The 21,149-nt window shown below is 62.7% G+C and carries 21 protein-coding genes, 1 tRNA gene and 1 riboswitch; of the genes, 7 read left to right on the top strand and 15 right to left on the bottom strand.

Annotated features, from left to right (window positions below; translation table 11 throughout):
* The 7 genes from AC2FM5_RS09840 to AC2FM5_RS09810 all read right to left on the bottom strand — a co-directional run.
* On the bottom strand, nucleotides 1-438 hold a 438-nt coding region (locus AC2FM5_RS09840; protein ID WP_496735294.1), incomplete at its 3' end, for an SAM-dependent methyltransferase.
* Nucleotides 435-1,064, bottom strand: a complete 630-nt coding sequence (locus tag AC2FM5_RS09835) for a precorrin-8X methylmutase (RefSeq protein ID WP_170366531.1) — start codon at nucleotides 1,062-1,064, stop codon at nucleotides 435-437. The genes AC2FM5_RS09840 and AC2FM5_RS09835, both read right to left, overlap by 4 nt.
* On the bottom strand, nucleotides 1,064-2,191 hold the full coding sequence (gene cobG / locus AC2FM5_RS09830; RefSeq protein ID WP_496735291.1) for a precorrin-3B synthase: 1,128 nt from the start codon (nucleotides 2,189-2,191) through the stop codon (nucleotides 1,064-1,066). Before cobG ends, AC2FM5_RS09835 begins: the two co-directional genes overlap by 1 nt.
* The gene (gene cobN, locus AC2FM5_RS09825; protein ID WP_496735289.1) at nucleotides 2,188-5,481 is read right to left on the bottom strand and encodes a cobaltochelatase subunit CobN; all 3,294 of its coding nucleotides are present in this window, start codon (nucleotides 5,479-5,481) and stop codon (nucleotides 2,188-2,190) included. The genes cobG and cobN overlap by 4 nt, the downstream gene beginning before the upstream one ends.
* 6 nt (nucleotides 5,482-5,487) lie before the next feature.
* On the bottom strand, nucleotides 5,488-6,543 hold the full coding sequence (gene cobW, locus AC2FM5_RS09820) for a cobalamin biosynthesis protein CobW (RefSeq protein WP_496735287.1): 1,056 nt from the start codon (nucleotides 6,541-6,543) through the stop codon (nucleotides 5,488-5,490).
* A gap of 2 nt (nucleotides 6,544-6,545) precedes the next feature.
* A complete protein-coding gene (locus AC2FM5_RS09815; RefSeq protein WP_093962591.1) occupies nucleotides 6,546-6,929 on the bottom strand; it encodes a DUF1636 family protein in 384 nt (127 codons plus the stop codon).
* A gap of 82 nt (nucleotides 6,930-7,011) precedes the next feature.
* A riboswitch (cobalamin riboswitch) is annotated at nucleotides 7,012-7,216 on the bottom strand.
* A 72-nt stretch (nucleotides 7,217-7,288) separates the two neighbouring features.
* Nucleotides 7,289-8,164 (bottom strand): LysR family transcriptional regulator, encoded by an 876-nt coding sequence (locus AC2FM5_RS09810; protein ID WP_170438054.1) that lies wholly within the window; start codon nucleotides 8,162-8,164, stop codon nucleotides 7,289-7,291.
* 108 nt (nucleotides 8,165-8,272) lie between these two features.
* Between AC2FM5_RS09810 and AC2FM5_RS09805 the strand changes: the two genes are divergently transcribed.
* Nucleotides 8,273-9,229, top strand: coding sequence for an NAD(P)-dependent oxidoreductase (locus AC2FM5_RS09805; RefSeq protein ID WP_170449383.1), 957 nt, complete (start codon nucleotides 8,273-8,275; stop codon nucleotides 9,227-9,229).
* 219 nt (nucleotides 9,230-9,448) lie between these two features.
* Here the strand turns inward: AC2FM5_RS09805 and AC2FM5_RS09800 are convergent.
* Nucleotides 9,449-9,522, bottom strand: a tRNA-Cys gene (locus AC2FM5_RS09800).
* A 227-nt stretch (nucleotides 9,523-9,749) separates the two neighbouring features.
* Between AC2FM5_RS09800 and AC2FM5_RS09795 the strand changes: the two genes are divergently transcribed.
* The 3 genes from AC2FM5_RS09795 to AC2FM5_RS09785 all read left to right on the top strand — a co-directional run bounded on the left by AC2FM5_RS09795 (nucleotide 9,750) and on the right by AC2FM5_RS09785 (nucleotide 12,810).
* Nucleotides 9,750-10,403 (top strand): protein-L-isoaspartate O-methyltransferase family protein, encoded by a 654-nt coding sequence (locus AC2FM5_RS09795; protein WP_496735283.1) that lies wholly within the window; start codon nucleotides 9,750-9,752, stop codon nucleotides 10,401-10,403.
* 95 nt (nucleotides 10,404-10,498) lie between these two features.
* Entirely contained in the window at nucleotides 10,499-11,917 is a 1,419-nt protein-coding gene (locus AC2FM5_RS09790; RefSeq protein ID WP_496735281.1) for a TolC family outer membrane protein, read from the top strand.
* Nucleotides 11,918-11,991: 74 nt separating this feature from the next.
* On the top strand, nucleotides 11,992-12,810 hold the full coding sequence (locus AC2FM5_RS09785; protein WP_170438665.1) for a hypothetical protein: 819 nt from the start codon (nucleotides 11,992-11,994) through the stop codon (nucleotides 12,808-12,810).
* Nucleotides 12,811-12,813: 3 nt separating this feature from the next.
* Here the strand turns inward: AC2FM5_RS09785 and AC2FM5_RS09780 are convergent, their stop codons facing one another.
* Together AC2FM5_RS09780 and AC2FM5_RS09775 are read right to left on the bottom strand one after the other, a co-directional pair.
* Nucleotides 12,814-14,271 carry a cobyric acid synthase gene (locus AC2FM5_RS09780; RefSeq protein WP_496735279.1) on the bottom strand — a complete coding sequence of 486 codons (1,458 nt, stop codon included), beginning with the start codon at nucleotides 14,269-14,271 and terminating at the stop codon, nucleotides 12,814-12,816.
* Nucleotides 14,272-14,429: 158 nt separating this feature from the next.
* On the bottom strand, nucleotides 14,430-14,750 hold the full coding sequence (locus AC2FM5_RS09775; protein WP_093962585.1) for a DUF6280 family protein: 321 nt from the start codon (nucleotides 14,748-14,750) through the stop codon (nucleotides 14,430-14,432).
* A 219-nt stretch (nucleotides 14,751-14,969) separates the two neighbouring features.
* Here AC2FM5_RS09775 and efp point away from each other — a divergent pair, with 219 nt between their 5' ends.
* Nucleotides 14,970-15,533, top strand: a complete 564-nt coding sequence (gene efp, locus AC2FM5_RS09770) for an elongation factor P (RefSeq protein WP_093962584.1) — start codon at nucleotides 14,970-14,972, stop codon at nucleotides 15,531-15,533.
* 40 nt (nucleotides 15,534-15,573) lie between these two features.
* Here the strand turns inward: efp and AC2FM5_RS09765 are convergent, their stop codons facing one another.
* Together AC2FM5_RS09765 and ygfZ are read right to left on the bottom strand one after the other, a co-directional pair.
* Nucleotides 15,574-16,539 carry an ABC transporter transmembrane domain-containing protein gene (locus tag AC2FM5_RS09765; RefSeq protein ID WP_170338230.1) on the bottom strand — a complete coding sequence of 322 codons (966 nt, stop codon included), beginning with the start codon at nucleotides 16,537-16,539 and terminating at the stop codon, nucleotides 15,574-15,576.
* A gap of 106 nt (nucleotides 16,540-16,645) precedes the next feature.
* On the bottom strand, nucleotides 16,646-17,383 hold the full coding sequence (gene ygfZ / locus AC2FM5_RS09760) for a CAF17-like 4Fe-4S cluster assembly/insertion protein YgfZ (RefSeq protein WP_170370773.1): 738 nt from the start codon (nucleotides 17,381-17,383) through the stop codon (nucleotides 16,646-16,648).
* A gap of 72 nt (nucleotides 17,384-17,455) precedes the next feature.
* Between ygfZ and AC2FM5_RS09755 the strand changes: the two genes are divergently transcribed.
* Nucleotides 17,456-18,055, top strand: a complete 600-nt coding sequence (locus AC2FM5_RS09755) for a glycosyltransferase (protein WP_367647375.1) — start codon at nucleotides 17,456-17,458, stop codon at nucleotides 18,053-18,055.
* On the opposite strand, the gene AC2FM5_RS09750 is transcribed toward AC2FM5_RS09755, so the two are convergent.
* On the bottom strand, nucleotides 18,003-18,872 hold the full coding sequence (locus AC2FM5_RS09750) for a hypothetical protein (RefSeq protein ID WP_496735276.1): 870 nt from the start codon (nucleotides 18,870-18,872) through the stop codon (nucleotides 18,003-18,005). The two genes, AC2FM5_RS09755 and AC2FM5_RS09750, sit on opposite strands and share 53 nt — an antisense overlap.
* A 105-nt stretch (nucleotides 18,873-18,977) precedes the next feature.
* Between AC2FM5_RS09750 and AC2FM5_RS09745 the strand changes: the two genes are divergently transcribed.
* Nucleotides 18,978-19,748, top strand: coding sequence for an alpha/beta hydrolase (locus AC2FM5_RS09745; RefSeq protein ID WP_496735274.1), 771 nt, complete (start codon nucleotides 18,978-18,980; stop codon nucleotides 19,746-19,748).
* A gap of 14 nt (nucleotides 19,749-19,762) precedes the next feature.
* Here the strand turns inward: AC2FM5_RS09745 and AC2FM5_RS09740 are convergent, their stop codons facing one another.
* On the bottom strand, nucleotides 19,763-20,044 hold the full coding sequence (locus tag AC2FM5_RS09740) for a DUF1496 domain-containing protein (RefSeq protein ID WP_496735272.1): 282 nt from the start codon (nucleotides 20,042-20,044) through the stop codon (nucleotides 19,763-19,765).
* Nucleotides 20,045-20,413: 369 nt separating this feature from the next.
* Nucleotides 20,414-21,133 carry a hypothetical protein gene (locus AC2FM5_RS09735; RefSeq protein WP_496735270.1) on the bottom strand — a complete coding sequence of 240 codons (720 nt, stop codon included), beginning with the start codon at nucleotides 21,131-21,133 and terminating at the stop codon, nucleotides 20,414-20,416.
* Between the last annotated feature and the right edge of the window lie 16 nt (nucleotides 21,134-21,149).

Raw genomic sequence — 21,149 nt, 5'->3', positions numbered from 1 at the left:
GCCCGAGGCCGTCCATGCGCCCGACATGCCGGTGATCGCCGGCACCACCTCGACGGGCACGACGTCGCGCAGGCGGCTGTAGAGATGCATGAACGAGCCGTAGAAGAACGGATCTCCCTCGCACAGCACCACCACGTCCTCGCCCTGATCGGCCAGTTCTTTCAAGCGTGCGGTGCAGCGTTCGTAGAACTCGGCCAGCAGAGCGTTGTAGCGCGGATCGGTGACCGGGATCTCGGTCGTGACGGGGTATTCCATTGGGAACTCGACCGCATCGTCGCGGATCATCTCGTTGACGATCTTGCGCGCCTGCCCGGTTCGGCCGGGCTTGCGGAAATAGGCCACGTGTTTCGCGCCGCGCAACAGGCGGTCGGCCCGGACGCTCATCAAATCGGGATCGCCGGGGCCGAGGCCCACGCCATAGATCGTGCCCATGGTCATTCCGCCCGGCTTGCGATGGCGTTGATCGCGGCAACGGTGATGGCGCTGCCGCCCAGGCGGCCCTTGACGATGCAGCTGGGGACGGGCTGGGCCTCCCACAGGGCGTCCTTGGATTCGACCGCGCCGACGAACCCCACCGGGCAGCCGATGATCGCGGCAGGGCGGGGGCAGTCGGGGTCCTCGAGCATGTTCAGCAGGTGAAACAGCGCCGTGGGCGCGTTGCCGATGGCCACCAGCGCGCCCTCCAGATGCGGGCGCCACAGTTCCAGCGCGGCGGCGGATCGGGTGTTGCCCATCTTCTCGGCCAGCGCGCGCACGCGCTCGTCATGCAGGGTGCAGATGACCTGGTTGTCAGCGGGCAGTCGAAAGCGTGTGACGCCTTCGGACACCATCCGCGCGTCGCACAGGATCGGCGCGCCGTTTTCCAGCGCGGCGCGGGCGGTGCGCACGAAGCCGTCCGAGAAATGGATGAATTCTTCCAGCCCGACCATCCCGGCGGCATGGATCATGCGGACGGCGACCTGCTCTTCGTCCGGATCAAAGCGGGCCAGATCGGCCTCGGACCGGATCGTGGCGAAGGATTGCTTATAGATCGCCGCGCCGTCGGTTTCGTATTCATAGGGCATCAGGTCAGGTCCATGGTCTTCAGTGTTTCGGGGTCCAGCCCGCGCTGGACGGGCTCATCCCCCGCGCGGCCGTGTTTTACAAGATCAAATCGCCCGTCGCGGCCCACCAGCGTCAGATCGGCCGCGCCCATGCGTGCGCAGCCCTTGGCGCAGCCCGAGACATGCAGACTGCCGGACACGCGCGGGGCCAGCGCGCGGGCGATGGCGCGGGTCTCAGCCTGCGCCTGCGGGCAGAATGGCGCGCCGGAGCAGGCGTCGGTGGTCAACAGGGGGTCGGCGCCGTCGGTCACGAAGGCCGGGGCCGGGATCGCCGCCCCGCCTTCCAGCAAGAACAGCCGCCAGGGCGTGACGCGCAGGGCGGCGGCGCCCGAGGCCTCGACCAATGCACGCAACTCGGCGGCGGGCAGTTGCCCGAAGGCCGCGCCATAGATCGGGCCGATTGCGCTGTTGCCGGGGTGCAGCGCCGGTGCCGTGGGGCCGGGGGCGTGGCCCTGCCATTCGTCGGGCAGAGCCTGCACCGCGATCAGGCGGGCCATGCGGCGGATGTCAGAAGTGAAGCGCTCGGAGAACCACCTGGCCAGATCGATCACGCAGTCGATCGCCGCGTCCTCGGTCACCAAGCGGCCGGTCTCGGCCCCGTCGGCGCGCAGGATCAGGCCCGCAGGTCCTCGCTCCAATCGGATATCGGCCGAGTCCCCGGCCAGCTGCCGCGCCTCGCCGGTATCCACCGCAAAGCCGAACTTGGCGGGCAGGGCGGGCAGATCACCGAGCCGGTCGATCAATGCCTGCGTCAGGCGCGCGGTCAGGTCGCCCGGTTGGTACAGCGGCGACACAAGGATGTTGCGCCGGGTCTCAAGCCCGGGCTCTGCATCCAGCAGGTTCAGCGCCGACAACTCGGCCAGCAGTGGCTGGTGATTGTCTTCGGCCACGCCGCGCAGTTGCAGGTTGGCGCGGTTGGTCAGGTCGATGGTGCCGTTACCGAACCGCAGCGCCAGATCGCACAGCCCCAGAGTCTGCACGGCGCTTAGCCGGGCCAGACGCGGGCGCACCCGCACCACCAGCCCGTCGCCGGACATCATCGGGCGATGCGCGCCGGGGCACCAGCCCTGAACGACCGGGGCGCTCATCCCAACCCCTCCAGATCCGCGCGGATCGAGTTGCGGCGGGTGTTCCACAGCCCGGCCTCGAACAGCGCGCGGAACCGGTCCTGCATGGCCTGATGAGCCTGCGGGTTGGCCTGCTGCAAGAACGCGTCCACCTCGGGGTTGCCGAGGGTGGCATCGTGATAGAGGTCGAACAGGTGCGGGGCGACGCTGCCCGACAGATGTGCGAAAGACGCCATGTGATCCAGCGTCGCGGCGATCTCGGCCGCGCCGCGGAATCCGTGGCGCTGCATACCGGCGATCCAGTCGGGATTGGCGGCGCGGGCGTGGACCACGCGGCTGATTTCCTCGGGCAGGGTGCGGGCGCGGGGTGTTTCTGGGCGGGTATTGTCCAGGTGGTACAGATGCGCCTGGCCGCCGGTCAGCTTCTTGGCGGCGGCAAAGCCGGCCTCGTGCGTAGCATAGTCATTGGCCAGCAGCAGGTCGGTCTCGGTCAGGTCCTGCAGGTGCACGAAACTGTCGGCCTGCGCCACGCGCTGGGTGATCCCGTCGGGGTCGTGGGCAATGTGCTCGCCCTCGAAGGCGAAGGCGCTGGCGTCCAGCCAGGCCTGACCGGCCTGCGCGCGGGCCTCGTCGGTATAGGTCTCGGACAGGTGGGTCATGTTCAGCCCATAGCTGCCCGGCGCTGGACCATAGACGCGGGCGGCGGGAGCGTGGCCCGCATAGGGGTTCCAGTCGGGTGCCTCATCGCGCTCCGACAGCGCCCGGACCGCCTGTCCGAACAGGGCCGACAGTGTCGGGAACACGTCGCGGAACAGGCCCGAGACGCGCAGGGTCACGTCCAGCCGCGGGCGCTCCAAGTCAGTGATCGGCAGAACTTCGATCCCGCTCACCCGCTCCGACCCCGGGTCCCAGACCGGTTTGACGCCCATCAGGTGCAACGCCATGGCGAATTCCTCGCCCGCCGTCCGCATCGTGGCCGAGCCCCACAGATCGACGATCAGGCCCTTGGGGTAGTCGCCCTCCTCCTGCAGGTGGCGGCGCACCAGTTCTTCGGCCAGTTTCACGCCCTGCGCATAGGCCGCGCGAGTGGGAACGGAGCGCGGATCGGTGGTGAACAGGTTGCGCCCTGTGGGCAGCACGTCGGTGCGCCCACGATAGGGCGAGCCGGACGGCCCGGCCTCGATCCGTTTGCCGGCCAGAGCATCCAGCAGGGCCTGGCGTTCGGCCTGGGCCGAGGCAGCGGCGTCGAAATTGCCCGCAACCTGCGGCGCGCGGCCGAAGACATGCAGCCCGTCGCCGAACTGGCTTTCCTTGATGTCGCAGACGAAACGGTCGATGCGGGTGATCGCCTCGGCGGTGCTGGTGGCTTGATCCAGCCCCAGATCGGCCTCGAGCCCGATGGCCTGCGCCTCATCACGGATATCGGCCTGCAACCGGTCGCGCCGTTTGGGGTCCAGCCCGTCGGCGTTCGAGAACTCGTCCAGCAGCGATTCCAGCCGCACCATGCGGTCGGGCGTGCTGCTTTGCTTCATCGGCGGAGGAATGTGGCCCAGCGTCACCGCCCCGATCCGGCGCTTGGCCTGCGCGGCCTCGCCCGGGTCGTTCACGATGAACGGATAGATCACCGGCAGATCGCCGATCAGCGCCTCGGGCCAGCATTCCGCCGAGAGCGCCACCGATTTGCCCGGCAGCCATTCCAGCGTTCCGTGGGCGCCGATATGGATCAGCGCATCGGCGCCCAACCCGTGCCGCAGCCACAGGTAGAAGGCTACGTAGCCGTGCCGGGGCGTGCGCGACAGGTCGTGGTATTCGTCGTCGCGCAGTTCCGGAGTGCCGCGTTCGGGCTGTAACGCCACCAGCGCCTTGCCGCGCCGAAGCGCGGTGAAGTGGAAGGCCCCATCGGCGCAGGCCGGGTCGTCCTCGGGTGCGCCCCAGACGGTTTCCAGATCGGCGCGCAACGCCTCGGGCAGTTGCGCCAGCGCCGCGCGGTAGGCCGAGACCGGCCAGGAAATCCGGGCGTCCAGCAGGGTATCGGCAATCGGTTCGGCGGGGGCGGTGTCATAGCCGGCGCCCTGCAGGTCGGACAGGATCGCCTCGGCCGAGGCCAGCGCGTCCAGCCCCACCGCATGGGCCATCTGCCAGTCTTTGCCCGGATAGGTGGACAAGACCAGCGCGGGGATCTGTTGCGCCTTTGGCTTCTCGGCCAGGTCCACCCAGGCCATCGCCCGGTCGACGATGGCGGTGATCCGGTCGGGCTCGGGCCGGTGGGCGAAACGGGAATATTCCAGTTGCGGGTCGCGCTTGCCCGGCTCCTTGAACGAGGCGACACCGGCTGTGATACGCCCGTCTACCTCGGGCAGGACCACATGCATGGCCAGATCGGCGGGCGACATGCCGCGTTCGGCCTCGGCCCAGGCATTGCGGCGCGAAGTGGCCAGCGCGACCTGAAATACCGGCACGCCCGCCACGTCCAAGGGCGATGTGCCCGACGCGCCCTTGCCCGAAAACGAGGTGGCATTGATGATCGCCGAGGGCGTCATCTCGGGGATAATCTCGGCCAGCCATTCCGCCGCCGCAGGCGCCTTGAGCGAGGGCGCGAACAGCCCTACCGCCTGATGACCCCGCGCGCGGATTTCTCGGATCAGGGCCGCGACCGGCGCGGTATCGGCCGCGGTCAGGTAGGCGCGGTAGAACGTCACGATGATGCGCCGGCCTTCGCCCGCGAATGCGTCCTCGGGCGCAATCACGCCGCGATCCGGGCACCACGCGCCGCAGTCGGGCAGAGTCTTGGCCCCCATCACCGGCCCGGCATAGAGCCCCGCCGCCAGCGCCATCTGCGCCAGCGCCGCCTGCGCGGCCACCTCGCCGCCGGTGTCGCACAGATGCGCCAGCCGCCGCAGGGTCGAGACCGGCAGGGTGGAATAGTCGTCCAGCCGCGTATCCTCGCGCCCGTCGGCGGGCAGCACCGCCAGCGCGATGCCCTTGGCCTGCGCCAGCGCCAGCACCTGCTGCAACCCGTAGGACCAATAGGGCACGCCGCCGATCAGCCGGATCAGGATGCCCTTGGCGCCCTCCAGCGTCTGCTCAACATAGGTGTCGACCGACAACGGGTGCTTCAGCGCCGTCAGGTTGGCCAGCCGCAACGAGGGCATCCGCGCCTCGGGCCCGCCGCCGCGATGCCAGCCGACCGCGAAAGCACCCAGGTCGCTGTCCGAAAAGGACAGCACCACCAGATCCGCCGAGCTCTGGCCCAGATCGGTCGGGGTCTCGGTTTCTTCGAGCCCGTGGCTTTCGCGGAAGACGACGTGCATCGGTGCTTACTCGGCGGCCTCGGTGACGCCCGAAAGGATGCCGCGGATCGCATCTGCGTCGATGTCGTCATGCTCGGCAATGACCACAAGGCGCGAGCGGCGCTCTTCCTCCGGTTTCCAAGGGCGGTCATACTGGTGCCGCACCCGCGCGCCGACCGCCTGGACCAGCAGGCGCATCGGCTTGCCCTGAACGGCGGCATAGCCCTTGACCCGCAGGATGTTCAGCTCGTTCGCCAGACGCTCGATATTGGCGACCAGCTGCGCCGGGTCGGTCTGTTCTGGCAGCTCGACCACAATGCTTTCGAAATCGTCATGTTCGTGTTCGTCATGGCCATCGTGATGCGAGGGGCGGGCGTCCATGTCGTCTTCGGCTGCGGCCTCCAGCCCCAGCACCACGCGCACGTCCACCGCACCCTCGGCCACTTCGACCACGGGCAGGGGGCGGGGCGCCTCGGCGGCGATGATCTCGCGCGCCTTGGCCACGCCTTCGGGGCCGGCCAGGTCAGGCTTGGTCAGCAGGATGATGTCGGCGCACGAGATCTGATCCTCGAACACCTCGGACAGGGGCGTTTCGTGGTCGATCGAGTCATCGGCCATGCGCTGGGCATCCACCGCCGCGACATTCGGGGCGAAGCGGCCTGCGGCCACGGCCTCGGCATCGGCCAGAGCGATCACGCCGTCCACGGTGATCTTGGAACGGATGTCGGGCCAGTCGAACGCCTTGAGCAGCGGTTTCGGCAGGGCCAGACCGCTGGTTTCGATCAGGATGTGATCGGGGCGCGGGTCGAGCGCCATCAGCGCCTCGATCGTGGGGATGAAGTCATCGGCCACGGTGCAGCAGATGCAGCCATTGGCCAGTTCCATGATGTTTTCCGCCGGGCAGTCGGGGATCGCGCAGCTTTTCAGGATTTCGCCATCGACGCCCACGTCGCCGAATTCGTTGACCACCACGGCCAGCCGCTTGCCCTGCGGGTTTTGCATCAGATGGCGGATCAGCGTGGTCTTGCCCGAGCCGAGAAAGCCGGTGATGACGGTGACGGGAAGTTTTTCGAGGGTGCTCATGCTCATGCTCCAATCGGGGGAATGCGGGCGGCGCAGTTCTTGCGGAAATGTTCAGGGCGGTCGCGCCATTTCACAAGGCCATCATCGGCGGCCAGATATTTGGTGGCGCCTTCGACGATGATCTCGACATGGTCGGATTCGTTCAGGTTTTCATAGACGAAGGTCCAGCGCGACGGCCCGCCGCGCAGAACGATCGAACAGCCCTGATCGCAGTTCGACAGGCATTCGACCGGCTTCAGGGTGATGCCCTCGGGCAGGTCGGCAGCGGCCAGCGCCTTGTGCAGCAGCGTGCCGGGGCGTTGGGCGTCATCCTCGATGGGCAGCCCGCGTCGGCAGGTGGTGCAGACCAGCAGTTCAACTGGTGTGGTCTCGGTCACGTCTCTCATCCCCCCTCACTCGGTTGTCGGGGGACGGGGTATGCGCGGGCCACGTTGCGGACATGGGCCCGACACCGGAACACCCCGTCCGGTTTGTCTTCGGGCGTTGGCAGGTCTCCCGGCTTGCGGATGTCAGAGCGGCGCTCTGTCGGATGTCCCGCCTTCCCGGCCAGCAGCCAGTGGCATTTGGGCACCCTCTCCGGTCACGGTCGCGGGGGCGGCTGCGTTTGACGGAAAACCGCTGACGCATTCCCTTTTCATCTGCTTGCACAGACACCAACGCAAGCGACATGCGGCACGGGCAGGGGGGTTGTCAAGCGCGCGGGGCCAAGTGCCTCGCGTCGGATCGAAAAAGCGACTTGCCGGGATCAATCCGCGGCATCGCCGGCCAGCCGGTCGCGCAGCCAGGCCAGGAACAACTGGGCAGGGATGGACGGAGGCGCCGCGCTGACGCTGCGGATCAGATAATGCGACTGGGCAAAGGGAATCGCCGGCCCCGCAACCCGGATCGGCGCGCCCTGGGCGATGGCGTTGCGCGCGAACCGCTCCAGAACGGTGGCATAGCCAGCGCCGGCCATCACCAGTTGCAGCGCCGTGACGGTCGTATCCGCCGAATTACGCGCGGGGCGGTCGGGCAGGTCGGTGCCCGTGGCCTCGAAGTACCGCGCCCAGTTGTCCTCATACCCCAGAATGTGAATCAACGGGCCGTTTTGCAGGTCTGGCGCCGGGTCCTGCGCCCGGCAGACGGGCACCAGCCGTTCCGAGCACAGCTGTTCGGCCGCAACTCCGGGCCAGTCGCCATAGCCCAGCCGGATTTCCACGTCCACATCCGCAGGCGCGGCCGAGTCGTTCCAGATATGTGACACCAGCCGCACCGGGATCTCGGGGTGCTGGGCGCTGAACGCGGGCAGCTCGGCCGCGATCCAGTAGGTCATCGTCGATATCGCCGCCCGGATGGTCAGCGCCTGCCGCGAGGCGGGGCCGAACAAGCTGTTGGTGGACAGCGCAATATCCGACAGCGCCCGGCGCACGGTCAGCGCATAGGACTGGCCCAGCTCGGTCAGCGACAGGTGTCGGGCGTTGCGGGCAAAAAGCGGCTGCCCGAGGTCCGCCTCGAGCGAGCGGATATGCAGCGACACTGCCGTCTGGGTCAGGCCCAGTTCCTGCGCGGCGGTGGTGAAGTTCAGATGGCGGGCGGCGGCTTCGAAGCTGCGCAGCCAGGCCGGATTGGGCAGGCGGTCCATTCAGCACCAAAATATTTTGCATTTAGATTGACTTATTATTCGTTTCTTTTGTCGATGGGCAACGGAAATACTCGTGTCAACGAAATTGCGCCTGCGGGAGGGCAGAACATGAAGGTCGGTTTCATCGGTTTGGGCAATGTGGGGGGCAAGCTGTCGGGGTCGCTGCTGCGCAACGGTATCGACCTGACGGTACACGACCTGAACCCCGATCTTGTGGCGGAGTTCGCCGCCAAGGGAGCAAAAGCCGGTGAAAGCCCGGCCCAGATGATGCGCGATTGCGATGCGGTCATCACCTGCCTGCCGTCGCCCGCTGCCTCGGACGCGGTGATGCAGCAGATGCTGCCCGAGGTCACCCGCGGCAAGATCTGGATGGAGATGTCCACCACCGACGAGGCCGAGGTCAAACGCCTAGGGGCCATGGTGATCGAACGCGGCGGGGCGGCGGTGGACTGCCCGGTTTCGGGCGGGTGCCACCGGGCGGCGACGGGCAATATCTCGATCTTCGCGGGCTGCGACCGGGCCACGTTCGAGCGCATTCTGCCGTTCCTGACGACGATGGGCCGGCGCATTCTGCATACCGGCGATCTGGGCACGGCCTCGGTTCTGAAGGTGCTGACCAACTATCTGGCCACTGCCAACCTGATCACCTGCGCCGAGGCGCTGGTGACCGCCAAGGCCGCCGGGATGGACCTGAACACCACCTACGAGGCGATCAAGATTTCGTCCGGTACCTCCTTCGTACATGAGACCGAAAGCCAGGTGATCCTAAACGGCTCGCGCGATATTTCCTTCACCATGGACCTGGTGAAAAAGGATATCGGCCTGTTCCAGGAGGTCGCCGACCGCGCCGGCGTGCCGTTGGAGATGAACCCGTTGATGATCAAGATCTTCGACGACGCCATCGCCCGCTATGGCGCGCGCGAGCTGTCGCCCAACGTCATTCGACGGCTCGAGGATGCAACCGGGCTGAGCATTACCGCGCCCGGTTTTCCGGCCGAGATGCAGGACGATGAACCGGAAGAGCCGGGGTATGAGGTGATTCCTCAAGGCCGAAGCGCGGTCTGATCCGACGGTCAGCGCAAGGCACGCCCTTTCCGGGGGGGCTCGCATGTACCGACCGCGTCGCTGGTGACCCAGCGCGGACTAAATCCTTGCCCGGAAATTACTGGTTAGCTCGGCTGCGCTAACCATCTCCGCGCGTATTTTGGCGTTTCGTATCAACAAACTGGTCCAGGCGACTATCACAGGACCAGAGAACAGCGATGCAATGCGAGGCTGGAAAGTTGGAGGCGAGTACCGGAATCGAACCGGTGTACACGGATTTGCAATCCGCTGCGTCACCACTCCGCCAACTCGCCTTTTCAAGCAATTTCAATTACTTGACGTGGTGCAGACGCGGTTCTAGCAGCTTTCCCGAACAACGTCCAGAGGGTTGCTGAAAATTCCGCCGACCACGGCGTTGGATGGTCGGTCAGCGCAGTGGCAACTTTTGTCGCGGCCTGCAATTTTTGCCGGGCTGGCCGTTGCCGGGCGGGATCGGATGTGGCAAAAGCCGAGCAACCATGGGAAATATACGAGCGGTCACATGACGGATTTCGCAGCCCGACGCCACACGATGGTAGACACTCAGATCAGGCCCTCTGATGTCACCAAATTCCCGATCATCGATTCAATGCTGAAGGTCCAGCGTGAGAACTTCGTGCCGGATGCCAGTCGCGAAGTGGCCTATGCTGGCGACCTGATCGACCTGGGAAACGGGCGCTGCCTGCTGGAGCCGAGGACTCTGGCGAAGATGCTGGATGCATTGAATATTTCGAATGACGAGGTGGTTCTGGATATCGCCCCAGCGTTCGGATACTCGACCGCCGTGGCCGCGAACATGGCGCAGCTTGTGGTGGGCGTCGAGGATGACGAGGCCAACGCAGCCGACGCGCAGTCCCGCCTGATGGAGGCGGATATCGACAACGCGATCATTCATGTCGGACCTTTGGAGCAGGGGGCGGCCGAGCATGGCCCCTATGATGTCATTATCATCCAAGGCGGTGTGGAACGTCTGCCCGATGCCCTACTCGATCAACTGAAAGATCATGGCCGCATCGCTTGCCTGTTCGTCGAAGGCAATCTGGGCACCGTTCGCATTGGTCGAAAGTCCGATGGGCGGGTGACTTGGCGTCATGGCTTCAACGCAAATGCTCTAGTACTGCCAGCGTTTTCGGCCGAGTGTGCATTTTCGCTATAGTCGATCAGCGGTTTTCCGCGGTCCCTTGATTAGTTGAAAACAAAGGCGCAAACTGCCTGCGGGCTTGCGTTATTTTGATTTGAGAGGATTTGGGTATGCTTGGAACGGCTGGAGGGAAGCTGGTCAAGGCAGTCGCTCTGACGGCGGGAATCGCGCTGAGCGTGATGCCGGGGCGCTCGGTTTTGGCGGACAATCTGACCGACGCGTTCATCGGTGCATACAACACAAGCGGGCTGTTGGAACAGAACCGCGCCTTGCTGCGCGCAGCCGACGAAGACGTTGCAATCGCGTTGTCGGCCCTGCGCCCGATCATCAACTGGACCGTCCGTGTCAGCCAGGATTACGCCAAGACCCGCGCCGGAACTGTGGTGTCGACGGTCGAACCATCGCGCTTCTTCTCGGGGTTAACGCTGAGCCAGCTGGTCTATGACGGCGGTGCATCGATTCTCGGGAAACAGTCGGCTCAGGAAACAGTTCTGGCAACCCGCCAGGCATTGATCGATATTGAGCAACAGGTTCTGTTCCGCGCAACGACGGCTTATCTGAGTGTTCTGCTGCAGGAAGAAACGGTTCAGATTCGCCAGAACAACGTCAATCTCTCGGGCGAGGAACTGCGGGCCACGCAGGACCGTTTTGAAGTCGGTGAGGTCACCCGGACCGACGTCGCGCTGTCCGAAGCGCAGTTGGCAAGCTCGCAGGCTGATTTGGCCGATGCGCGAGGCGACCTGAGCACCGCTCAAGCGGAATACGTGAATGCCGTCGGCAAACAGCCTGGCCGTACAGCGGGCCAGCCGCGTCTGCCGAAGCTGCCCGGTTCATTGGCCGAGGCCATCAGCCTGGCACAAAGAAACCATCCGGCAATCCTTTCGGCGCAGCATCAGGTGCGTGCCTTGGATCTGACCGTGCAGCAGCAGCGCGCGGGTCTCGGTCCGAATGTCAGCTTGAACGCAGACGCGGGGATCACGGAAAGCTATGACAACGACGACTATACCAACGATGCGTCCATCTCGTTGAATTTCAATCAGCCCATCTATGCCGGTGGTCGATTGGCGGCCAACGTGCGCCGCGCAATGGCTCAGCGGGACGCATCGCGCGCCAACCTTCTGAATGTGCAGAAAGACATCACTCAGGGTGTGACGGACGCCTATGTGCGCTTTGAAACGGCCACGGCCAGCCTGCGGGCATCCGTCGAACGGGTACGCGCATCGCAGGTCGCCTTTGACGGGATTCGCGAAGAGGCCACGCTGGGGGCTCGGACCACGCTGGACGTTCTGACAGCTCAGCAGGATTTGCTGGACGCACAATTGGCCGAAGTTGCCTCGCGGACGGAACGGTCTTTGGCTGCCTATCAGCTGTTGCAGGCGCAAGGTCTGTTGACCGCCGAGCGCCTTGGACTGGCAGTCCAGATTTATGACCCGACACTCTACTATAACTTGGTCAAAAAGGCGCCAGCACAGATCAGCAAGCAAAGCCGCGACCTGGATCGAGTTCTCAAAGCTTTGCGGCGCGATTGATCAGCCACACTATCTGTTGTTAGGTTCGACCGGATTGGATACACTGGTCCAAAAGGTCAGAGCGGTAGAGAACAATGACGGATAGCAGTGTCAAAGCAGGTGTCGAAGACGTATTGTCGTCGATCAAGCGTTTGGTCAGCGAAGAAGGGCGCAAGGTCCCGAACCTGATCAAAGCGACTGCGGCTCGCAAGCCGGGACGCCTGGTTTTGACGGATGCCCTGCGGGTTGGCACACCGGCCGAGGATCCAAAAGCACCTTTGAAACTGGCCCAAAAGATCTCGGCTGAGGCGGCCTCGCAGCATGCTGCGAATGTCGAGGCGGTGCGCCCGGCCAACGACCTGTCTCAACCTATGCGGTTGCGGTCTTGCGATATCGTTCGTCCCGGAACGCCGGCAATCAATGACATTGGCGGTGAGTCTTCGGATGATCGCGAAGGCCGCAGGGATCTGGCCGGAAGCCTGAGCGCCAAGATCGCAGCTCTTGAGGCTGCGATTGCGCGGACCGAAGATCAGTGGGAGCCTGACGGTGAAAGCGACGACGCTTATTCCGGCACGCGCACCGACACGGTCAGTTGGGCCTCGGACACCGGGTTTTCGACGTCGAAGGATGCGGCTGCGTCCGAAGCTGAGATGGACGCTGACAGCGACGAGGAAACAACGCCTGCCACGTTTATCCGCGACAACCGGGATGCCTCAGAGGCCGAAGTAAAGCTGGATCAGGAAACGCCGGCGATGGCGACCGGCACGATGGATGAAGACGAATTGCGCGAGTTGATCGCAGACATCGTCCGTCAGGAACTGCAGGGCGCGCTGGGTGAACGTATCACCCGCAACATTCGCAAGCTGGTGCGGCGCGAGATCAACCGCGCTTTGGCCGCTCAAACTTTGGATTGACGCTCAGCCGAACCGAGGCTCGGCTGTCAGTGACAGCAGGGCATCAAGGTCCATATGCTGTTCAAGGTGATCGGCCAAAGACTCCAACGTTTGCTCAACACTGACTTCGTATGCCAGTTCCGACTTGGCTCCAAACCGCTGCAGAAACGACGCGCGGAAGGCGTCTGACGCGAAAATGCCGTGCAAATAGCTTCCCAGAACGCGCCCGTCTCTCGATGCGGCGCCTTCCGGGCGCCCTTCCACCTGCAACCATGCGCGGGCAGTATCCGGACCTTGGGTGCGCCCCATGTGGATTTCGTAGCCGGTGACAGGCTCGCCGCCGGGCAAGGCCTGCGCTGATTGCAGTTCGACCCGTTTTTCCCCGGACATAACCGTTTCCACGTCCAGCAAACCCAGCCCATCGACGCCGCCGGGTCTGCCGTCCACTCCGTCGGGGTCAGCGATCACCCGGCCCAGCATCTGATACCCGCCGCAGAGGCCAAGAACATGGCCGCCCCGCCGTACATGGGCATACAGGTCGATGTCCCAACCCTGTTTGCGGAAAAAGGCCAAATCTCCGATCGTTGATTTGCTGCCCGGCAGAATCACCAGATCCGCGTCACCGGGAAGGGGGCGGCCAGCCGGAATGATCTCGACCGAAACACCCGGCTCGGCAGACAGCGGGTCCAAATCGTCGAAATTCGCCATGCGCTCCAACTGCGGCACCGCAACCTTGCAGGTGCCGCCGGCGTGCGAGCGGATATCCATCATGTCTTCGGCCGGTAGTTTCCAAGCATCGTCAAACCAGGGAACGACGCCCAGACAAGGCCATCCGGTGCGTGCCGCAATGTCGTCGCGCCCGTCATCAAACAGGCTGACGTCTCCCTTGAAACGATTGACCGCAAAGCCGCGGATCATTGCAAGGTCAGCGTTCTCCAGCACTGCATGGGTGCCTACGATCTGCGCTATGACGCCGCCCCGGTGAATGTCTCCCACCAGTATGACGGGCACATTTGCGGCGCAGGCAAAGCCCATGTTGGCGATGTCGCCTGCTCGCAGGTTGGTCTCGGCCGGACTGCCGGCGCCCTCGAGCAGCACAAGGTCGGCATCTTGGCAAAGCCTGGCAAAGCTTTCGAGCGCAGCGTTCAGAAGTTTGGATTTGTCCTTGCGATAGTCCTTGGCCCGCATCGTTCCCGCCCGCTTGCCCTGAACGATCACCTGCGCACCGGTATCGGTTTCCGGCTTCAGAAGGATTGGATTCATGTCCGTATGGGGCGCGCGCCCCGCCGCCCGGGCCTGCAGCGCCTGGGCGCGGCCAATCTCGCCTCCGTTTGCCGCCACTGCGGCGTTGTTGGACATGTTCTGCGGTTTGAAAGGGGCAACCTTCAACCCTCGCCGCGCAAAGGCCCGGGCCAGCCCGGCCACAAGCATCGACTTGCCGACGTTGCTGCCGGTCCCCTGAATCATGATCGCGCGAACCATCTGAGCCTCCTGCGGATGTTGGCAGATGACCGCATTTATTCAGCCGACGAAAGCGTGGATCGGGCCATTTGCACGACGAATGCGACCATTCCGCTGCGTACAGGGCAAAAAAAAGCGCGCCGAAAGTACCGGCGCGCGTTTTTGGGTCGGGCAAAGCCTTAGGCGGCTTCGGCCTGCTGGGCAGCGTTGCGGCGTTCGCTTTCTTCGCGCGACAGGGCGACGGACGTACGCACGCCACGGCCAACGAACTCCATCAGTCCGTGGACAACCCGTTCGTTCGGGTCGATGCCAGCGCAGGACAGCACTTCGCGACCATCGCGCGAGCGTGCCCAGCGGGCGATTTGTTCCGGGCCATTGCCGTATTTCTTGTCATCGGCGATGGCATCATCGAGTGCAGCCAGCACAACGGCCGCGAAAAGTTTGCGGGCACGGTTGCCTTGCTCATTGTTAAAGGCGGTGCCGTCAACGAAATCTCTCATCTCGTTTTCCTTGTTGTTCTTGCTCTTGTAATTTTCGGCGTGGCGGTCCTTATGACCTATTTAGTGCGATTCGGATACACCTAATTTGCATAGTTGCGTTGCGTCATTTGCATGGCTCTCTGCAGGTGCAGCACTAGGTTTCGTTGTATTGCATGGATCGGTCCCGCCAGATATAGGGACGACAACTGACGCATCAACCATGTGTGAAGGAAATATGTCATGCCCAAGATCAATGGGAACGAAATTCGCCCGGGCAATGTGCTTGAGCATAACGGCGGTCTGTGGGCGGCGGTCAAGGTCGATCACGTCAAACCGGGCAAAGGCGGTGCCTTTGCACAGGTGGAATTGCGGAACCTGCGCAACGGTTCGAAACTGAACGAGCGGTTCCGTTCCGCGGACAAGGTCGAGCGTGTTCGGTTGGAGCAGAAAGACCAGCAGTTCCTGTATGAAAGCGACGGGATGCTGGTATTCATGGATGCCGAGACCTATGAACAGATTGAATTGCCTGCAGATTTGCTGGGTGACCGTCGTCCGTTCCTTCAGGACGGGATGACCATCGTGGTCGAATTCTATGAAAGCGAGGCGCTGAACGCGACGCTGCCTCAGAAAGTCGTCTGCAAGGTCGTCGAGACTGAACCGGTCGTCAAAGGTCAGACTGCGGCGAACTCGTTCAAGCCGGCGGTTCTGGACAACGGGGTCAAAGTCATGGTGCCGCCGTTCATCGCGCAGGACGAGATGATCGTCGTGAACACCGAGACCATGGAATATTCCGAGCGCGCGTAACGTTGCGTCATACTCGGAGAAAGACCAAGAAACTGCGCCGCTATTCGGCGCGGTTTTTTTCTTGCGAGGCGGCCCCGCCCCGGCGGTAGCGGGCGCGGTCCGGGCCGAACAGTTCCAGCAACAGCTCGAACTTGATGCGATTGGCGCTGACCTGCCGGTAAAAAGCGATGAGAAACCCGGTCGGCCCCTGGATCCGGGCCAGACCGCTGGTCGCGGCGACGACGGTTCCCACGTCGGTTTCTCCCTGCAGAACCAGCCATCCGCCCAGCATCAGAACACCGACGGTGCCTGCACCGTTGATCACGCTCAGCAGAAACTTGGCCGACAATTTCCACAGGAACATCCGCCGCCGGGTGTCGTAGATCGCGTCGAACTGGTCGTGCACCTCTTGAGTCACGGCCTCAATGTTTTCGATTGTCAGATGGTCGGTCGCGCTACGCAATATGCGGACGCGGTCCGCCACGAACACGTTCACCTTTCTCTGCGAGACGAGAACGATAAGGATCTGCGGTGCGATCATCGAAAGGGCAATCAGTCCCAGCCAGGGTTGCGTCGACGAGATGTAGCCAATCACGCTGACCAAGGTTCCGATTTGTACGACCGGGTCCGAGAACGCGCCGCCTGCGAATTTGCCCAGTTCTTCGGCTTCGGCAGAAATGGCCGTCGTCATGGTCCCCTTGCGGACATTCTCGCCTGACTCGTCCACATCCACGGTGCGGGCCAGTAAAAGCTGGCGAATGCGACGGATCATGTCTTCGCCCAATGTCCCCGCGCGATATCCCAGCACCCACTTCAGAGCGAGGCTCAGCAGGATCACCCCCATCATGCCTGCACCCAGCAGCAGGAGATGAGGCGCCTCGATATTGTCCGAGGTCAGATGGTTGATGATGTCCCGTTGAAACTCCAACGGGGCCGCGGCAAGAGCCGCGACCGACAAGGACAACAGGATCAGTATGACTTGCCGTCCGGCGCTGGCGCGCCAGATGGCTGAATACAGTTGGAGCATGCAGGCACCCGATCAGCCAAGTGCCTCAAGTCTTACCGTGTGGCCGGGCCGGATAAAACGTTTACAAAGCAGCCCGGTTAGTGGTCGTGCCGGTTGGGCAACAGGCTCACTCCAGCAGACGCAGCCGGGCGTCTCCGGCCTGCATGTCGTCGCCCGCCCGATCAAGGCGCAGATAGGCGATGGCCTGTCCGTTCGATTGCGTGAACAGCGTACCAGCTGGCTTTCCCGCCGAGAGGATTTCGGAGCCGACCGGAGCCGCGCCGTCGATGGCGACAACCCGCAGCCCCTTGCGCAACTGGGTCTTGTGCTTCATGCGAGCGGTTACCTCTTGCCCGACATAGCAACCCTTTTTGAAATCAACGCCGTTGAGCGGCTCGAAACCGGCCTCGAGGATATAAGTGTCCGGTGTCAGCTCGATCCCGGTTTCCGGGATGCAATAACGCACCCGAATTGCGTCCCAATCCGTTCCATCATCGGCTTCGGGAGCGTCAGAATATGCGCGCCAGCCCATATCGGGGTGACGAGGATCGGGCAGGGCGCCTTCGGGTGCGGGCCCGGTTCCGCGTTGCAGGTGCAAGTTGGTTTCCTCGATACGCACGTCCGCCCGCAGCTTGTACATGTTCAGCCGCTTGATCAGTGCATCCGCCATCCCCTCAACCACGTCCAGCAGTACCGAGTCGCCATCGCGTTTCAGAAAGAAATCGGCCAGGTACTTGCCCTGCGGGGTCAGGATGGCCGCGTAGACAAGACCATCATCCAGCTTGCGGGTGTCATTGGTGACCAGACCTTGCAAGAAGCTGTCGGTATCCGTGCCGGTCAGGCGCAAAATGCGGCGGGTGCTCATCTTTGGGTCCTCGTCATTGCCCTGAGAGCGGTGATATAAGCGAACCCGTTGCCAAGACCAGAGGTTTCGAACGTGTCCGCCCCGATCAGTATCGTGATTCCGACATTCGATTCCCAAACCGAACTCGCGCGCTCGCTGATGACCCTGATGGAAGGTCTGCACGCCGGTCTGATCCGCGAACTTGTCATCGCCGATGGAGGGTCGACCGATCATACGTTGCGTATTGCCGATGAAGCAGGTGCCCGGATCGTTGCCGGGGCCGGGTCTCGTACCGCGCAGCTGCGCGTGGGATGCGACGCCGCGGTGGGCGACTGGTTGCTGATCATCCGTCCGGGGACCGAGCTTGAGCCGGGGTGGACCGATGCGGTGGCCGAGCACCTTGTAACGCAGCGTCCGGGTGTTTTTCGCCTTGGGTTCCGGTCCTCAGGCCTGAGCCCGAGTTTGACGGCAGGTTGGGCCAATCTGCGTAGCCGGGTCTTCGGACTGGCGTCTGGTGATCAGGGTCTGCTGCTGCCGGCGCAATTGTACAAGGCCGCCGGCGGATATCCGGATCAACCGGGGAAGGAGGAGGCGCTCATGCGCTCTCTGCCGCGCGCGACTCTGTTGCGGGCGCGTGCCATTACAGGTGCCGGGCGCCGTGGTCGGACGCGTCCTGAGGCGCCACCTCAGTAACCCCGGTCCCAGATGCTTCAGGGGGTGGCTGCCGCGCCGTCGGCTCGGTGATGAGGTTGGACCGCAACTCGACAACAGATTTGCCCAACCGGAATGGTGCCGCAAAGCTGACAAGACACAGCGCGATGATCTGTAGAACGAGAATGTGGGCGTTTTCCTGGAGGTACTCCCACTCTCCTTTCAGTTTGGCGACCTGAGCGATCAGGTCATCATAGCTTTGCGCGAGGATCATATAGTCTCCGGCGATTGCCGGCACTTTCCGCCGCATGTTGTCGATCGCGGTCTGCGTTTCTTCGTCCAGCGTGGTGAATACTAGGAATTGCTCGATGTCGAAGGCATCGGCCTTGGCGGCCATGTCCTGAATGTCATCCATCTGGCCTCGGGACCGTGCGCCGAAGATGAAGTTCAGGCCCTGCAGCGGCGCAACTTCGTTGGTGACGGCGATGAACAGCGGCAGGTCGGCGTTGCTGGCGGTCGAGGCCGACAGGAACTCGACCTTGTCGCACAAAACCGCCGTGTCCGGGTCGTAGGCCGGATCGCAGAACCGCAGCCGGAACCGCGCGGCGTCGCGATCGAAGGCCAGTGTCGCCGCATAGGCAACGTCGATCTGCCTGTCCAACCTTGAGCTGTCGGATTTGTAGAGCCCCGCCATGACCGCCACCAGCGCGCCCAGCCCACCCAACACGACCCACACGAGGTCGGCCAGCTTCCATGCCCGGTGACCCGCTGGTTTGCGAAACAGGAACGCGGTGCCAATCGATCCGGCCAGAAAGAACAGCAACAGCAGGGGCAGCTGGTAGTCGGTGATGAAGCTCATGCACCCGAGTTTAAGTTGTCAGTCTTCCCACGCAACAGCGATCACGTGCAGTTGTAACGCGTGTCAGGATGCCCATACTTGGGTCAGGGCCGGAGGGAGAACGTAATGAGCAAAGAGATTGTGCTGATCCACGGGGCATTTGCCGGGCCGTGGTGCATGGCGGACTACGCGGGGTTCTTCCGCGCCCGTGGCTGGACGGTGCACACCCCTGCGCTGAGGTTTCATGGCGGCGATCCCGCAGCCGAGTCCGATGCGGGTCTGACCGACACCAGCGTGATGGATTATGCCAACGACATCGCCGAATTCGTTCAGGGGTTGGGCAGCAAGCCCGTGATCCTCGGGCATGCCATTGCGGGCGTCGTTGCCCAGCAGGTTGCGTCTCGCGGGCTGGCCAGCGCCATCGTGTTGATCAACCCGAACGCGGCCTGGGGCACCCTGCCGGAAACCGATGACGAACGCGCCGTGCCGCGCGCCTTGATGGAGGGCGGGGCGTTCTGGAAGCAGCCCATGCGCGTCGATTTCGACCTGATGGCCCCATTTGCACTGAACAAAATGCCCGAACCCCAGCAACATGCGGTCTTCGATCAGCTTGGCCCGGAAAGCGGGCGGGTGATGTTCGAGATGTTTTTCTGGATGTTCGACGATCACCACGCGATGAAGGTTGATATCGACAAGGTCGACTGCCCGGTTCTGATCGTTTCAGGCTCGGAGGACAGGGCGGTGAACCCCAACACCTGCCGTGCCTTGGCGAAACTCTATGGCGACCGCGCGACCTTTCTGTCCGCAGAAGGTCACGCGCATTTTCTGTTCATGGAGCCCGGTTGGGAAAAGCCAGCCGCACAGATCGCGGACTGGCTGGACCAGAAGCTGGGCTAGGGGCCGTTCAGGCTTTATTTGCTGACCTGAAACGTGCTCTGAGGCCGCCAACGCAGCACGCCGTCGCTTTCGCGGTAACAACGCAACAGGCGTTCCTGCACCGTGCTCACCGTGCTGGTGACGGTGTTGTCACCGACCATCAGCACAAAGGCGTCCTCGGAATAGGCCATGCCTTCGTAATAGCAGAACCGGGTCTCGGCGCCGTCGGGGATGGGGGATGCGGTGCTGAGCATCTGCTGTGCGGAGGCTGCCGAGGCCATCAGGGTCAGGGCCAGCCCGAGGGTCAAAGTATTCATGTCGTCCTCCCGTTCGGATATCCGTTTTTCAAATTGGGTTTTGGACGCTCGGAACCTCAAAGCTCGTTCTTGAATGACGGTTTGAGGGTAAGTGTGAACGAGATCAACGGGTTAGGCAAGGGGCGTGTTTGCGTGCCGCTCGTGGCGACGTCCCGCGCTATCCACGAAATGCTTGATGCAAAGCCTCCTGCACGCGCCTAACTAGCCTCATGGGCGAGCGCAAGAATTGGAGGATTGGGGGTTCTTTAACCACAGTAAGCTTTTGACGAGTTTCGTCATCGGCCTTCAATGGAATTAGCGAGAACTCACAATTGTAGCCGTTATCATCGGAATAGTAACCTGTGTACAGCCAAATAGATGGGAAGGGCGTTAAAGAGATTTCATCCGCAATTGCGCCAAAAGCATCAAAGAAATCGTTCGGCTCGCTATGGGTTGTAAGATTATCAAGGACAAGAATCGTTTCATCTTTATCTCTATGTTTTTTTGAAGCTTTTTTTCTACTGCTTGAGAGATAGCTGCGCAAAGATCAATCTTTGGGTTCATTGGTGGGCGAAGAAATAGCTTTGGACCGTTCTCTACAAACTCGTTTTTGAAAGACTGTTTCTTGCCGTTTGGCGCATTTGCTTTTTCAACAATTTCACTCGGAAAAGTGCCGGGAAAGTGCTTTTCCACTTTGCGAATTTCAAAACCTTTCAAGTTCGCTTTCTGAAGCAGCAAAGTACAATCATTTTCTGCATTGATCGACTTCAGAAGTGCGGGATCGGCTACCCGGCAAATCTCCAAGTTAAAGCTGGTGCCATCGTGCATCACGTATTTGAAATCCCATGGGCAATCACGCCCAACTACGTAGAATTGCGGGGGCTCGCTACTCTCACTGTAGTTTAGTTTTCCGTACTGCTGACAAAAATGAAAGGCGATAAGATCTTCACGTAGGCGATCATCCCAAACGTTAAGACGAACTACTTCGCGTGAAGTGCCGTCCATGTCAATAAACACATGCCGACAATAATTGTGTTTGCCCTCCAGTCGGCTGCGAGGCTCAAACTTGTGCTCGCCACCTAATAGTACTTCTCTTTTGAATTCCGGCATAAGAAACATTCAAATC

Source organism: Ruegeria sp. BHSA162, assembly GCF_059613385.1.
This window is presented reverse-complemented; position numbering and strand designations above follow the sequence as displayed.

Coding starts and splice junctions, on each gene's coding strand:
- ygfZ (WP_170370773.1), bottom strand. CDS start 17,383: ATGAGCACCCGCCGCATTTTGCGCCTGACCGGCACGGATACCGACAGC.
- cobG (WP_496735291.1), bottom strand. CDS start 2,191: ATGAGCGCCCCGGTCGTTCAGGGCTGGTGCCCCGGCGCGCATCGCCCG.
- AC2FM5_RS09745 (WP_496735274.1), top strand. CDS start 18,978: ATGAGCAAAGAGATTGTGCTGATCCACGGGGCATTTGCCGGGCCGTGG.
- AC2FM5_RS09765 (WP_170338230.1), bottom strand. CDS start 16,539: ATGCTCCAACTGTATTCAGCCATCTGGCGCGCCAGCGCCGGACGGCAA.
- AC2FM5_RS09740 (WP_496735272.1), bottom strand. CDS start 20,044: ATGAATACTTTGACCCTCGGGCTGGCCCTGACCCTGATGGCCTCGGCA.
- cobW (WP_496735287.1), bottom strand. CDS start 6,543: ATGAGCACCCTCGAAAAACTTCCCGTCACCGTCATCACCGGCTTTCTC.
- AC2FM5_RS09810 (WP_170438054.1), bottom strand. CDS start 8,164: ATGGACCGCCTGCCCAATCCGGCCTGGCTGCGCAGCTTCGAAGCCGCC.
- cobN (WP_496735289.1), bottom strand. CDS start 5,481: ATGCACGTCGTCTTCCGCGAAAGCCACGGGCTCGAAGAAACCGAGACC.
- AC2FM5_RS09835 (WP_170366531.1), bottom strand. CDS start 1,064: ATGCCCTATGAATACGAAACCGACGGCGCGGCGATCTATAAGCAATCC.
- AC2FM5_RS09815 (WP_093962591.1), bottom strand. CDS start 6,929: ATGAGAGACGTGACCGAGACCACACCAGTTGAACTGCTGGTCTGCACC.
- AC2FM5_RS09775 (WP_093962585.1), bottom strand. CDS start 14,750: ATGAGAGATTTCGTTGACGGCACCGCCTTTAACAATGAGCAAGGCAAC.
- AC2FM5_RS09790 (WP_496735281.1), top strand. CDS start 10,499: ATGCTTGGAACGGCTGGAGGGAAGCTGGTCAAGGCAGTCGCTCTGACG.
- AC2FM5_RS09795 (WP_496735283.1), top strand. CDS start 9,750: ATGACGGATTTCGCAGCCCGACGCCACACGATGGTAGACACTCAGATC.
- AC2FM5_RS09785 (WP_170438665.1), top strand. CDS start 11,992: ATGACGGATAGCAGTGTCAAAGCAGGTGTCGAAGACGTATTGTCGTCG.
- AC2FM5_RS09780 (WP_496735279.1), bottom strand. CDS start 14,271: ATGGTTCGCGCGATCATGATTCAGGGGACCGGCAGCAACGTCGGCAAG.
- AC2FM5_RS09735 (WP_496735270.1), bottom strand. CDS start 21,133: ATGCCGGAATTCAAAAGAGAAGTACTATTAGGTGGCGAGCACAAGTTT.
- AC2FM5_RS09805 (WP_170449383.1), top strand. CDS start 8,273: ATGAAGGTCGGTTTCATCGGTTTGGGCAATGTGGGGGGCAAGCTGTCG.
- AC2FM5_RS09750 (WP_496735276.1), bottom strand. CDS start 18,872: ATGAGCTTCATCACCGACTACCAGCTGCCCCTGCTGTTGCTGTTCTTT.
- efp (WP_093962584.1), top strand. CDS start 14,970: ATGCCCAAGATCAATGGGAACGAAATTCGCCCGGGCAATGTGCTTGAG.